The sequence below is a fragment of the Streptomyces sp. NPDC048560 genome (assembly GCF_040650955.1).
GTDB lineage: Bacteria > Actinomycetota > Actinomycetes > Streptomycetales > Streptomycetaceae > Streptomyces.
The window spans coordinates 242,311-255,639 of record NZ_JBEZIJ010000003.1 but is presented as its reverse complement, the minus strand read 5'-3'; the positions used below and the strand labels follow the sequence as shown (position 1 = coordinate 255,639).

The 13,329-nt window shown below is 70.7% G+C and carries 12 protein-coding genes and 1 pseudogene; 9 read left to right on the top strand and 4 right to left on the bottom strand.

Annotated features, from left to right (window positions below; genetic code table 11):
- Positions 1 to 48: 48 nt before the first annotated feature.
- The 3 genes and pseudogenes from AB0C82_RS11060 (at position 49) to idi (ending at position 2,627) form a co-directional block, all read left to right on the top strand.
- Positions 49 to 990: a cation diffusion facilitator family transporter gene (locus AB0C82_RS11060; RefSeq protein WP_362838954.1), complete on the top strand. Its 942-nt coding sequence runs from the start codon at positions 49 to 51 to the stop codon at positions 988 to 990.
- 334 nt (positions 991 to 1,324) lie between these two features.
- A pseudogene (locus AB0C82_RS11055) lies at positions 1,325 to 1,861 on the top strand (N-acetyltransferase); the annotation flags it as partial.
- 172 nt (positions 1,862 to 2,033) lie between these two features.
- On the top strand, positions 2,034 to 2,627 hold the full coding sequence (gene idi, locus AB0C82_RS11050; RefSeq protein WP_362838952.1) for an isopentenyl-diphosphate Delta-isomerase: 594 nt from the start codon (positions 2,034 to 2,036) through the stop codon (positions 2,625 to 2,627).
- A 21-nt stretch (positions 2,628 to 2,648) separates the two neighbouring features.
- On the opposite strand, the gene AB0C82_RS11045 is transcribed toward idi, so the two are convergent.
- Positions 2,649 to 3,071, bottom strand: coding sequence for an ATP-binding protein (locus AB0C82_RS11045; RefSeq protein ID WP_362839828.1), 423 nt, complete (start codon positions 3,069 to 3,071; stop codon positions 2,649 to 2,651).
- 168 nt (positions 3,072 to 3,239) lie between these two features.
- Positions 3,240 to 3,887 (bottom strand): DUF308 domain-containing protein, encoded by a 648-nt coding sequence (locus AB0C82_RS11040; protein ID WP_362838950.1) that lies wholly within the window; start codon positions 3,885 to 3,887, stop codon positions 3,240 to 3,242.
- Between the two features lie 80 nt (positions 3,888 to 3,967).
- On the opposite strand from AB0C82_RS11040, the gene AB0C82_RS11035 reads away from it, so the two are divergent.
- A complete protein-coding gene (locus tag AB0C82_RS11035) occupies positions 3,968 to 4,765 on the top strand; it encodes an enoyl-CoA hydratase-related protein (RefSeq protein ID WP_362838947.1) in 798 nt (265 codons plus the stop codon).
- On the opposite strand, the gene AB0C82_RS11030 is transcribed toward AB0C82_RS11035, so the two are convergent.
- Entirely contained in the window at positions 4,752 to 5,387 is a 636-nt protein-coding gene (locus AB0C82_RS11030; RefSeq protein ID WP_362838944.1) for a DJ-1/PfpI family protein, read from the bottom strand. The two genes, AB0C82_RS11035 and AB0C82_RS11030, sit on opposite strands and share 14 nt — an antisense overlap.
- 50 nt (positions 5,388 to 5,437) lie before the next feature.
- Positions 5,438 to 6,400, bottom strand: a complete 963-nt coding sequence (locus AB0C82_RS11025) for a GlxA family transcriptional regulator (protein WP_362838942.1) — start codon at positions 6,398 to 6,400, stop codon at positions 5,438 to 5,440.
- A 201-nt stretch (positions 6,401 to 6,601) separates the two neighbouring features.
- Between AB0C82_RS11025 and AB0C82_RS11020 the strand changes: the two genes are divergently transcribed.
- The 5 genes from AB0C82_RS11020 to AB0C82_RS11000 all read left to right on the top strand — a co-directional run bounded on the left by AB0C82_RS11020 (position 6,602) and on the right by AB0C82_RS11000 (position 13,300).
- Positions 6,602 to 7,465, top strand: coding sequence for a hypothetical protein (locus AB0C82_RS11020; protein WP_362838939.1), 864 nt, complete (start codon positions 6,602 to 6,604; stop codon positions 7,463 to 7,465).
- 78 nt (positions 7,466 to 7,543) lie between these two features.
- Positions 7,544 to 7,672 carry an LPFR motif small protein gene (locus tag AB0C82_RS11015; RefSeq protein WP_362838937.1) on the top strand — a complete coding sequence of 43 codons (129 nt, stop codon included), beginning with the start codon at positions 7,544 to 7,546 and terminating at the stop codon, positions 7,670 to 7,672.
- Positions 7,673 to 7,810: 138 nt separating this feature from the next.
- The gene (locus tag AB0C82_RS11010) at positions 7,811 to 10,270 is read left to right on the top strand and encodes a Tex family protein (protein WP_362838934.1); all 2,460 of its coding nucleotides are present in this window, start codon (positions 7,811 to 7,813) and stop codon (positions 10,268 to 10,270) included.
- Between the two features lie 541 nt (positions 10,271 to 10,811).
- Complete coding sequence (locus tag AB0C82_RS11005) at positions 10,812 to 11,804, top strand: LacI family DNA-binding transcriptional regulator (protein ID WP_362838931.1); 993 nt, start codon at positions 10,812 to 10,814, stop codon at positions 11,802 to 11,804.
- Positions 11,805 to 11,983: 179 nt separating this feature from the next.
- The gene (locus AB0C82_RS11000) at positions 11,984 to 13,300 is read left to right on the top strand and encodes a pectate lyase (protein WP_362838929.1); all 1,317 of its coding nucleotides are present in this window, start codon (positions 11,984 to 11,986) and stop codon (positions 13,298 to 13,300) included.
- Positions 13,301 to 13,329: the final 29 nt, after the last annotated feature.

Genomic DNA, 13,329 nt, shown 5'->3' with positions numbered 1-13,329 from the left:
GTCGGGCGGACCGCGCCCCTGTCGTTCGACCGGACCGGAGAGGTTTCCATGGGAGCTGGCCACGACCACGGGCACACGCACGGCGGGCCGCCTCCGACGGGCACGGCGGCCGCCGCGTACAAGGGACGGCTGCGGATCGCCCTGGGCATCACGCTCGGCGTCATGGTCATGGAGATCGTCGGTGGTGTGCTCTCCGACTCGCTCGCCCTGATCGCGGACGCGGCCCATATGGCTACGGACGCGCTGGGGCTCGGCATGGCTCTCCTCGCCATCCACTTCGCGAACAGGCCGGCCGGAGTCCAGCGGACCTTCGGTTTCGCCCGCGCGGAGATCCTCGCCGCGCTGGCCAACTGTCTGCTGCTGCTCGGCGTCGGCGGCTTTCTGGTCTTCGAGGCGGTCGACCGTTTCATCACGCCCGCGGAGACCAAGGGCGGACTCGCCATAGCCTTCGCCGCCGTGGGTATGGCCGCGAATCTCGTCTCCCTGTCCCTGCTGATGCGCGGGCAGAAGGACAGCCTCAACGTGCGGGGCGCCTACATGGAGGTGCTGGCGGACACCCTCGGCTCCGTGGCCGTGCTGGTGTCGGCGGGCGTCATCATGGCCACCGGCTGGCAGGCCGCCGACCCCATCGCCTCGCTGGTGATCGGCCTGATGATCGTCCCCCGTACGGTGAAGCTGCTGCGGGAGACCCTGAACGTACTGCTGGAGGCGGCACCCAAGGACGTCGACATGGGCGAGGTCCGGGCACACATCATCGCGCTGCCGGGGGTGCTGGACGTGCACGATCTGCACGCCTGGACGATCACTTCGGGTATGCCGGTACTCTCCGCCCACGTGGTGGTGCGCCAGGAGGTACTGGACTCGATGGGGCACGAGAAGCTCCTCCACGAGCTCCAGGGCTGCCTCGGAGTTCACTTCGACGTGGAGCACTGCACGTTCCAGCTGGAGCCGGCCGGGCACGCCGAGCACGAGGCGAAACTCTGCCTCTGAACCCGGTGCCCCGGCCAGGTGTCCGGTGTTAGGGTTCCCCGGGTTCCACCGGTCTTCCTCGGTGCGAACCCCGTACAGCCCGTACGAGAGTTACGTGTGATTCGAGAGGAGCTGAGGTTGATGACCGTCACGACGGCTGCCCTGCGCAGCATCCGGTCCTTCCTCATCTCCCGGGTTCCCGCCTAGCACCCCGACTCACCGTCGCCGCGTCGGCCGGAGCCCACTCACCCAAGGGTTTCCCACGTTGACCGACCACTCGTCGTCCCCACACACTCCGTCCGGCCAGTCTCCGTCCGGCCACACCTCCTCCGACCGTTCCGGCGACCCCGTGCGCTACGGCTACGCCGGGTACGTGCCGCGCCCCGCCGATCCGCGCTGGCCGGTCCGGCCGGAGAGGGAGGCGGACGCTGTGCGCGCCGTCAACACGGCGGCTTTCCCGACGCCCGACGAGGCCGGCCTCGTCGACGCCCTGCGGGAGGACCCGGAGGCGTGGTTGCCGGGCCTCTCGTACGTCGCGGAGGCACCGGACGGTTCGGTGGCCGCGTACGCCCTGCTGACCCGGTGCCGGGTCGGGGACACCCCGGCGCTCGCACTGGCCCCGGTGGCCACCGCCCCGGCGTACCAGCGCCGGGGCGCGGGCCGCGCGGTGGTACGGGCGGTGCTGGACGCGGCCCGGCTGCGGGGGGAGCCGCTCGTACTGGTTCTGGGCCACCCGGACTACTACCCGGCCTTCGGCTTCGTGCCCGCGTCGCGGTTCGGGATCCGGCCCGGATTCGAGGTCCCGGACGAGGCGATGATGGCTCTGGTACTCGACGATTCCCTGCCGGTACCGACGGGCATGATCCAGTACCCGGCGGCGTTCGGAGTCTGAGCCTCGCGTTCCGCTTCCGGCCGGGGCCGGTTTCCCCCCTGCCGCGCCAGGACGGCGCGGCAGGGGGGACATGCCCGGAGGCGAAGTACTGACAAGCGGCTTTTGTGCGGCAGACTTGACCGGACTCCAGGGGCCCGGCGCACTGGGCCGGGGACCAAAGCGAAGGATGGGTATGCCGACCACACCAGCCACCGCGACGCACAGTTCGTCGAGCGGCACCGAAGAAGCGATCATGCTCGAACTGGTCGACGAGAGCGGCACCACCATCGGCACCGCGGAGAAGCTCGCCGCCCATCAGGCGCCCGGGCAACTGCACCGGGCCTTCTCCGTGTTCCTCTTCGACGAGCAGGGCCGGCTGCTGCTCCAGCGCCGGGCGCTCGGCAAGTACCACTCCCCCGGTGTCTGGTCGAACACGTGCTGCGGCCACCCCTACCCGGGCGAGGCGCCCTTCGCCGCCGCCGCCCGGCGTACGTTCGAGGAGCTGGGGATCTCCCCCTCACTCCTCGCCGCGGCGGGCACGGTCCGCTACAACCACCCCGACCCGGCGTCGGGCCTGGTGGAGCAGGAGTTCAACCACCTCTTCGTGGGCATGGCCCAGGAGCAGCTGAAGCCGGATGCGGAGGAGGTCGGCGAGACGGCCTTCGTGACGGCGCAGGAGCTGGCGGAGCGACACGCGCAGGCACCGTTCTCGGCGTGGTTCATGACCGTGCTGGATGCCGCACGGCCGGCGATCAGAGAGCTGACGGGTCCGTCCGCGGGCTGGTGACGGCGCTCCTGAAGGGGGCGGTCAGAGCTGCGTCTTCAACGGCAGCGCCGCCCAGATGATCTTTCCGCCGCTCGCGGTGTGCTCCACGTCGCAGGTGCCGCCGGCCTCCGCGGAGACCTCCCGGACCAGCAGCAGCCCCCGGCCGCCCGTCTGTGCATAGTCGGTCACGAGGGCGGTGGGCCGGTACGGATGGCTGTCCTCCACCGACACCCTGATCCATTCGGCGCCGATCGCCACCTCGACGGCGAGCTCGGGCGAGAGCAGGGCCGCGTGCTTCACCGCGTTGGTGACCAGTTCCGAGACGATCAGCAGCAGGCCCTGGAGGATGTCGTCCTCGACGGGTACCCCTTGGCGGTGCACCAGATCCCGTACGGCGTGCCGCGCCTGCGGCACCGAGACGTCCACCGCGGGGGCGGTGAAACGCCACACTCCCTCGTACGACACGGTTTGGGCCGGGACACTCCCTAGGCTCTCCACGATCCGGTACCCGCTCTCGACTCGCACATCACTGACCGTCGAGTAATGAGTGTGGGAACCGCTTGGTCCGCACCGAGCCACTGATCACAAATAGCCATCTATCGACGCTATTTGATCAAAGTGAGTATGACGGGGTCAGTTGTTGGACCGCTTCTGATGGGCTTCTGATGCCTTGTCCCCGGCGGCCCCATCAGGCTCGCCGAGCTTCCGCTCCGCCGCCATCTGGTCCGAGACCATACCGACGATGCGCCGGCCGCCGACCCCGAAAGCGATCAGGCCGAGACCGTCGAACAGCAGCGCGAGCGAGAAGAAGGTGCCCAGCACGTAGAGGCTGCTGTGCGGCCAGTCGAAGAGCACGAGCAGACCCAGGAGCAGACCGAAGGCTCCCTGCAGCAGCGTCCAGCCGAACTGCGGGCCGCGCACGACCACACTGCCCACCAGACGGAACACACCACCGGTGAGGAAGAGCAGCGCGGCGAACATGGTCAGCGCCTCGGCGGTGCCCTCGGGGTGACGGATCACCACGACCCCGGCGGCGATGTTCAGCGCGGCGACCACCACGCCGAGCCAGAAGAAACTCGTGCCCCTGGACTGGATCGCGTGGAGCAGTCCGACCAGGCCGCCGATCAGCAGCAGCCAGCCGAAGAGCAGCATCGACGTCAGGGTGGCCACGCCCGTGTAGACGAGACCCACGAGCCCCGCGACGACGAGCAGGATGCCGAGCAGGGTGAGCCGGCCGAAACTGCGGCTGAGCTTCTTGCTCTCCGCTGCGGGACCGGTCATCAGCAGCTCCTCACGGTGTGTGTCCGCTTCGCGACCCCTTCTTGATCATAGGTTCGAACGGGCCGGATAGCATCCGGCGCATGGACCGTACGGATCAGCCCCGGCTGGAGCACACCGTGGTGGACGCGATCGCCACCGTCGTCATCAGCAATCCGGCCAAGCGCAACGCGATGACGGCCGGCATGTGGCGGGAGCTGCCCGTTCTGCTGGAGCGGCTGGCCGCCGACCGCACCGTCCGCGCGCTCGTGCTGACGGGCGCCGGTGACACCTTCTGCGCGGGCGCGGACATCTCCTCGCTCCGGTCCTCCGTCCAGGAACCGGCCGGCCACCCGCAGACCCTCGCAGTGCGGGCCGAGGAGGCGCTCGCCGCCTTCCCCCGGCCCACGCTCGCCGCCGTGCGCGGCTTCTGCGTGGGCGGCGGCAGCCAGCTGGCGGCCGCCTGCGATCTGCGGTTCGCCGAGGAGGGTGCCTCCTTCGGTGTGACACCGGCCAAGCTCGGCATCGTCTACCCCTCGTCGTCCACCCGGCGGCTGGTCTCGCTGGTGGGGCCGGCCGCGGCGAAGTTCCTGCTGTTCTCCGGCGAGCTGATCGGTACGGAACGGGCGCTGCGCACCGGGCTGGTCGACGAGGTGCTGCCGGCCGGCGAACTGGCCGGAAGGGTCGATTCCTTCGTACGCCTCCTCGCCTCTCGCTCCCAGCTGACGCAGGCGGCGGCGAAGGAGTTCGCCTCGGGACGCGAGGACAGGGACTCGTACTGGGCGGACCAGGAGCGCCGCAGCGGCGACACCGCGGAGGGGGTCGCCGCGTTCCTGGAGCGGCGGGCGCCCGTCTTCACCTGGACGACAGGGCCCGTGGACGGCGCCGCTACCGGAGGATGAAGCGGTTCTTCGTGCGGAACTCCTCGACCAGGGCCGCAGGGGCCTTGGCCGGCGATCCGCAGTCGTACGGCGGCTGAGGGTCGTACTCCGTCAGGAGCTGCACCGCCTGAGCGTGTTCGTCGCCCGCGATCCGTCCGACCAGGGTCAGACCCATGTCGATGCCGGACGAGACGCCCGCCGCCGTGACGTACTTGCCGTCGGTGACGACGCGTTCGCCGGTCGGCTCGACGCCGTAGTGCTTCAGACTGTCGAAGGCCAGCCAGTGCGAGGTGGCGCGGCGTCCGCTCAGCAGTCCGGCCGCCGCGAGCAGCAGGGATCCGCTGCACACGGAGGTCGTCCAGGTGCTGGTGGCGTCGGCCGAGCGCAGCCAGCCGAGCAGAGCCTCGTTCTCCATCTGGTCACTCTGGCCGGGTCCGCCGGGCACGACCAGCACATCCGGTGAGGGCACATCGGCGAGCGTCCGGTCGGCGACGAGCGAGAGGCCTCCGCAGTCGTTGCGGACGGGGCCGGTCCGCTCGGCGACGAAGACGGTCTCCGCGCCGGGGGTGCGGCAGAGCATCTCGTACGGGCCGACGGCGTCGAGCGCGGTGAAACGGTCGAAGAGCACGATGGCGATCTGCATGGTGGTTCCTTTCGGCGTGGTAAATCGCTGCGCCGGCGCGTTGCCGGCGGTCAGAGGGCGGGCGGGGCGGGGCGGAAGCGGCGCCGGTACTCCGCGGGTGCGGTGCCGAGTGCCTTGACGAAGGCCCGGCGCATGGCCTCCGGGGTGCCGTAGCCGCTGGACCGGGAGATCCGGGCGACGCCGTCCGCGGTGTCCTCCAGGAGCCGACGGGCCTGTTCGAGTCGTACGCGGTCGACATAGCGACCCGGTGTCATCCCCGTCTCCACCTGGAAGGCGCGGGCGAAGTGCCTGGGCGAGAGTCCGGCGCGCGCGGCGAGGGCATCCACGGAGAGGTCGCCGCCTGGATGCTCGGTGATCCAGTGCTGGACCTCCCGCAGGGGTTCGCGGCGGGCGGTCTGCGCGGTGAGCTGGGCGCTGAACTGGGCCTGGTTGCCCGGCCGCCGCAGGAACACGACGAGATGGCGGGCCACGGTGAGCGCCGCCTCACGGCCGTGGTCCTCCTCGACCAGCGCGAGCGCGAGATCGATGCCCGCCGTGACACCGGCCGACGTGAACAGCCTCCCGTCCCGTACATAGATCGGGTCCGGGTCCACCTCGACCGCCGGATAGGTGCGGGCGAGGTGCCCGCAGACCGCCCAGTGCGTCGTGACGCGGTGCCCGTCCAGCAGTCCGGCCTCGGCGAGCAGCAGCGCGCCGGTGCATACGGAGACGAGCCGGTCGGCGAGCGGGGCACGCTCACGGAGCCAGTCGGTCAGTGCGGGGTCCGGTTCCCGTGTGCCCGGTCCGCCGGGTACGAGGAGCGTGTGGGGCCGCGGGGCGTCGGCCAGGGCGCTGTCGGGGACGAGCGTGAGTCCGCTGGAGCTGCGCACGGGCGCGCCGTCCAGGGAGGCGGTGCGCAGCTCGTACGTGGCCCCGGGGAGCTGGGAGGCACCGGCGAAGACCTCCATGGGGCCACTGACGTCGAGGCTCTGGACGCCGTCGAAGAGGACGGTGAGTACCGATCGCTGCTGCATGGCACTCATCCTGGGCGGCCTGCGCGGATGGCCGCAATGACGAGCAGCCCTCCTTTCCTGCCATCACCCTGCGAACCTGCCCGCCATGCCGTCGCGAAGCGCCCGTCGAGGACGCGTGCGGGTGGGCAGGGTGACGGCCCGGCCCGAAATCCTCGGCGTACGGCCTTCCGCGACGTACCGACCAGTCGGTAACGTGCGGGCATGAGCACTCTCCCTCCCCTCGCCGGACGCCGCTGCCACAACGCCCTCAACCCCATGCACTCGACGGTCTACTTCTCGCCCGACCTCGCCAAGGAGATGGGCGAGCTGGGGATCGACGACTCCAACGCCGCCTACTTCGCCGCCCGCAGCGCCGCGATGGGCGCGGTCGGAGCGGGGACCGTCAGCGCCACCTTCTACAACTTCAACCACGAGCTGGTGGCCCGCCATCTGCCCGCCGTCTGGTCCGTCGCCTCTCCGCAGGCGGTGCTGGACGCCCGGCTGCGGGCAGCCGACACGACGCTCCGCAGGCTGCTCGGCGAGGAGGTCATCGCATCGCCCGAGCTGGCCGAGGCCGCTCAGCTGGCGCTGCGCGCCACCGAGGGCTGCACCCGCCACGCCCGGCCTCTCTACGCCGCGCACGCCGATCTGCCGGTCCCGGACGCGCCGCACCTGGCGTACTGGCACGCGGCCACCCTCCTGCGCGAACACCGCGGCGACGCCCACCTCGCGGCGCTCATCGCCGCCGGTCTCGACCCGGTCGAGGCCATGGTCAGCCACACCGCGACCGGCAAGGGCATGGCTCCGCGCTGGATCCTCGCCACCCGCGGCTGGCGCCGGGCCGACTGGGACGCGGCGGCCGAGCGGCTGCGCGGGCGAGGTCTGCTGGACGACGCGGGCGAGCTGACGGACGCGGGCACGGCCCTGCGGGCCGACCTGGAGGCGGCGACGGACCGGATGGACGCCGCGCCGTACGAGCACCTGGGCGCGGAGGGAGTCGAGCGGCTGACCGAGCTCGGGCGCGGCTACCTGTTCGCGGCGGCATCGGCAGGGGCGTTCCCGGACGGCCTCGTCGGAAAGGGCTGAGCGGGGAACGTTTACGAGCCGCGGTCGGGGTCAGGCGCAGCACACGAGCACACAGTCCGCCGCGACGAAGGAGAACACATGCGCACGATCGCAGACATCTTCCGCACCATCGGCTCCGCCGTGGCCACCGTGGTGACGCTCCCCTTCCGGCTGGTGGCCAAGCTCTTCGGCGGAGCGTCGCGCGGCGGCCGGACCCGGCGCGCCTGAGCGAACGGCCCGCGGCGCGGCATCCGTCGGGCGTCACGCGACACAGCACCCGGCCACCCGGCACAATGCAGGCGAAGGGGACCATCCCCAGCAGGTACAGCCAGCACAGCCAGTACGAGAAGGCGAGTCGGGAAAACCGTGACGACGTCCATCGAAGGCAGGATCGCCGAGGAGCTCGGCGTACGTGAGCGTCAGGTGAAGGCGGCCGTCGAGCTGCTCGACGGCGGGTCGACCGTGCCGTTCATCGCGCGCTACCGCAAGGAAGCCACCGAAATGCTCGACGACGCGCAGCTGCGCACGCTCGAGGAACGGCTGCGCTATCTGCGGGAGCTGGAGGACCGCCGTGCGGCGATCCTCGAATCCGTACGCGAGCAGGGCAAGCTCGACGAGGCGCTGGAAGGGCGGATCCGGGCCGCCGACACCAAGGCGCGGCTGGAGGACATCTACCTCCCGTTCAAGCCGAAGCGCCGGACGAAGGCGCAGATCGCCCGCGAGGCGGGGCTCGCGCCGCTGGCGGACGGGCTGCTCGGCGACCCGTCGGTGGACCCTCTGGCGGCCGCTGCCGCGTTCGTCGACCCGGACAAGGGTGTGGCGGACGGGGCGGCGGCACTGGACGGTGCCCGCGCGATTCTCGCCGAGCGGTTCTCCGAGGACGCGGACCTCACGGGCGAGCTGCGTGAGCGCATGTGGTCGCGCGGCCGGCTGACGGCGAAGGTGCGCGACGGCAAGGAGGAGGCCGGCGCGAAGTTCGCCGACTACTTCGACTTCGCCGAGCCGTTCACGGCGCTGCCCTCGCACCGCGTGCTGGCCATGCTGCGGGGTGAGAAGGAGGACGTTCTCGATCTCGTGCTGGAGCCCGAGGAGCCGGAGGCGGCGGAGCGGCCTGGGCCGTCGGCGTTCGAGAACATGATCGCCCGGCGTTTCGGGGTCAACGACCGCGGGCGTCCGGGCGACAAGTGGCTCGCCGACACGGTGCGCTGGGCCTGGCGGACCCGGATCCTGGTCCACCTCGGGATCGATCTGCGGTTGCGGCTGCGCACGGCGGCGGAGGACGAGGCGGTCCGCGTGTTCGCGTCGAACCTGCGGGATCTGCTGCTCGCCGCCCCGGCCGGGACACGGGCGACGCTGGGGCTCGACCCCGGCTTCCGCACGGGCGTGAAGGTCGCCGTCGTCGACGCGACCGGCAAGGTCGTCGCGACGGACGTCATCTACCCGCATGTTCCCGCCAACAAGTGGGACGAGTCGCTGGCGAAGCTGGAGCGGCTCGCGAAGGCCCACTCCGTGGATCTGATCGCGATCGGCAACGGCACGGCGTCCCGCGAGACCGACAAGCTCGCCGGTGAACTGTGCGACAAGCACCCGGAGCTGAAGCTCACGAAGGTGATGGTGTCGGAAGCGGGCGCCTCGGTCTACTCCGCCTCCGCCTTCGCCTCGCAGGAACTCCCGGACATGGACGTGTCGTTGCGTGGCGCCGTCTCGATCGCCCGGCGCCTTCAGGACCCGCTGGCCGAGCTGGTGAAGATCGACCCGAAGTCGATCGGCGTCGGCCAGTACCAGCACGACCTGTCCGAGGTGAAACTGTCGCGCTCGCTGGACGCGGTCGTCGAGGACTGCGTGAACGGGGTCGGCGTCGACGTCAACACCGCTTCGGCCCCCCTGCTTTCACGGGTCTCCGGCATCGGCTCCGGACTCGCCGAGAACATCGTCGCGCACCGGGACAGCAACGGTCCCTTCCGCTCGCGCCGGGCACTGAAGGACGTGGCCCGGCTGGGCCCGAAGGCGTATGAGCAGTGCGCGGGCTTCCTCCGTATCCGGGGCGGGGACGACCCGCTGGACTCGTCGAGCGTGCACCCGGAGGCGTATCCGGTGGTGCGGGCCATGGTGAAGACGGCGGGCAGCGAGGTCGCCTCGCTGATCGGCAACCCGGACGTGCTGCGCACGCTGCGGGCCGGCGACTTCGTGAACGAGAAGTTCGGCCTGCCGACGGTCACCGACATCCTGAAGGAGCTGGAGAAGCCGGGCCGTGACCCGCGACCGGCGTTCAAGACGGCCACCTTCAAGGAGGGCGTCGAGAAGATCGGCGACCTGGCGTCCGGGATGGTGCTGGAGGGGGTCGTCACGAACGTGGCCGCGTTCGGGGCGTTCGTGGACATCGGTGTGCACCAGGACGGACTGGTGCACGTGTCGGCCATGTCGCGCACGTTCGTCAAGGACCCGAGGGACGTCGTCAAGCCGGGCGACATCGTGAAGGTGAAGGTCATGGAGGTCGACATCCCGCGCAAGCGGATCTCACTGACGCTGCGGCTGGACGACGAGGCCTCGGACGCGCAGGGCGGTGGGCAGGGCCCGCGGCGCGAGAGGAACGGGCAGGGCGAGCGTCCGCCGCGCCAGCGGCAGGGAGGCCAGGGGCAGCGGCAGGCGCAGGGCGGCCGTCAGGGCGGTGGCGGTCAGAGCGGTGGCGGTCAGAGTCGCGACCGGCGTGGCGACGGACAGGGCAGCGCCCCGCGTCCCGCCGCCGCTCCGGCCAACAGCGCGATGGCCGACGCGTTGCGGCGCGCAGGGCTGACGGACCCCGACCGGGGCAGCCGTAAGCGCTGAGGCACAGGAGCGGGCGGACGGGAGTTCTTCCCGTCCGCCCGCTCCGTCCGTCCCCGCTCCGGGCTGCTGGGCAACGCGGAACAGAAACGTCACGTGGAACAGGTGTTGCCCGAAGCATTGACATGTCCAGTACCCGTCGCCACCCTGATTCCCGAGATGGAATGCAACCGGTTGCATTCCGAGTGCCCGAACCGACGATCACCCAGACCGCACACCGCATACGCACCGCGTCGCAGGAGCAGGATCCCCCGTCGCACCAACCCCCCTGCCCGGACGCGCCGTTCCCCGCGGAGAGGACTACTCATGCCCGGCACGACACGCTCACCCACAAAGTCAGGTGCGGAAGCCGGCAAGGCCGACCCGACTCTCTGACGCCCACAACATGTGCAACCGCTTGCAGAACTGGGGAGCCGCCCCCTGATCCGCACGAGCCGGACCACGCTGACTAGGCTGAGAAGCCTGGGGAGAAGCGCCGACCGGCACACGGTGGGAGACGGACCGAGCGGCGGCGCAGGGCGGCAAGGGGAAAACAACCGTGGCCATGACCATCCGTGACGTCGCCCAGGCCGCCGGGGTGCACGTCTCGACCGTCTCCCGGGCCTTCTCGGCCTCCCACCTGGTCAAGCGGGAAACCCGGGACCGGGTGCTCGCCATCGCGGCGGAGCTGGGCTACCGGCCCAACGAGGCCGCACGCGCCCTGACCACGGGGCGCACCCGGAATCTGGGACTGATCGTCTCCGACATCGCCAACCCCTTCTACCCGCCGCTCATCAAGGCCGCCCAGGCGTACGCCAGGGTCCGTGGCTACCAGGTCTTCGTGGCCGACACCGACGAGGACGTGGCTGTCGAGGAGGAGCTGATCCAGACCTTGGCCCGCCAGGTGGACGGAGTGGTCCTTGTCAGTCCCCGGCTGGCCAACGACGTCATCGCCCGACTGGGCGGCGAACTGCCGTTCGTCCTGGTCAACCGGTCCGTGGCAGGCCTGTCCGCCGTACTGATGGACGTGGCGCACGGCGCGGCGCTCGCGGTGGAGCACCTGGCCGGGCTGGGACACGAGCGTCTGGCCCTGGTCGGCGGCCCCCGCGGCTCGTGGACCAGCGCGCAGATGCGCAGGGCCGCAGGCAGGGCGGCTGCGGACGAGGGGGTCGTACTGGATGTGCTCGGCCCCAACCGGCCGACGGAGCACGGGGGGATCGCGGCGACACCCGCCGTCCTGGCCACGGGCGCCACCGGGGTGATCGCCTACAACGATCTGGTCGCCATCGGGCTCATCGAAGGGCTCGCCGACCGGAACGTGCGGGTGCCGGGGGACATCAGCGTGATCGGCGTGGACGACACCGTGGCCGGCCGGCTGAACCGCCCACGACTGACGACGGTCGCCATGCCCACCGCCGCGGCGGGCCGCACGGCGGTCGATCTGCTCATCCAGGCCGTGGAGACGGCGGGCAACGGCCTGGCGACGGCACAGACCACCCTGGCGACCTCCCTGGTCGTCCGGGACTCGACAGCAGCGCCGGCGCTCCCCGCCGACTGATCGGCCGCCCCAACTCCTTGACCGGGCGGAGTGGGTGACGTACCGTCACCGCAGTTCATATACACGAACTCGGTTCATGTACAGATTTGGTTCCGGGATCGGGAACAGCCTTCACCACCGCACCACACCCCCCAACAGGTGCCTGCGGATGATGCCGCAGGCGGTGAAAGGAACATCTAGTGCGCACCAAGAACCAACACGTCAGGAGACGTGGCGGCCGTGCAGCCGCCTCACTCGTCGCCACCGTCTCCGTGATCGCCGCAGGCTTCACCGCGCTGGTCTCGACCGGCTCGGCGACGGCCGCCCCGGCGACCGGCTCGTACACACTGAAGAACGCTGCCAGCGGACTGTGTCTGAGCGTCCCCGGATCGAGCACCTCCGCCGGAGTGCAGCTCGCCCAGAACACCTGCAACGCGGCCGCCAACCAGACCTGGAAGCTGACCGCCTCCGGAAGCGGCTACAAGCTGGCCGCCGCGCACAGCTCCCAGTGCGCCGGGGTGAAGGACGCCTCCACCAGCGCCGGCAAGGCGGTGGAACAGCAGAGCTGCGGCAGCGCGGCGACCCAGGTCTGGACGCTGACGGCAGTCAGCGGCAGCACCTACCGGGTGGTCAACAGCAACGGCGGCAAGTGCCTGAACGTCAAGGACAGTTCGACGGCCAACGGCGCTCTCGTCCAGCAGAACTCCTGCGACTCGGTGACCAGCAAGAACTGGACGTTCACCGCGTCGGGGACGACCCCCACGGACCCGCCGACGGACCCGCCGACCGACCCCCCGACCGACCCGCCCACCGACCCGGGCTCCCGGCCGTCATGGCCGACGGCCAACGGCAGCCAGGCAGTCTCCGCGACCATCGAGGTCTCGGGCACCTACGACGGTGGCCTGAAGCGCCTGTACGGCAGCGGTGACCTGGGCAGCGGCGGCCAGGACGAGGACCAGCCTCCGATGATCAAGCTGGCGGACGGCGCCACTCTGCAGAACGTCATCCTCGGCGCGCCGGCCGCGGACGGTGTGCACTGCGCGGGCACCTGCACCCTCAAGAACGTCTGGTGGGAGGACGTGGGCGAGGACGCGGCGACCTTCCGCGGCGGCTCCTCCTCGACGGTCCGCACCATCGACGGCGGCGGCGCGAAGCTGGCGGAGGACAAGGTCTTCCAGCACAACGGCGTCGGCACGCTGATCGTCAAGAACTTCCAGGTCGACGACTTCGGCAAGCTGGTCCGCTCCTGCGGCAACTGCTCCACGCAGAACGCCCGGCACATCCAGCTCCAGAACATCTGGGCGACGGCCCCCGGCACCAGCCTGGTCGGCATCAACACCAACTACGGTGACACGGCACGGATCTCGGGCGTCACGATCTACGAGGACGGCGACCGTGACATGAAGATCTGCACCAAGTACAGGGGCACGACCAGCGGCGAGCCGAGCGAGATCGGCTCGGGAGCGGATGGCACGAACTGCATCTACTCCTCGTCCGACATCACCTACGTCGACTGAGGCGGCCCCCTCAGGGGCGCATGACGGCG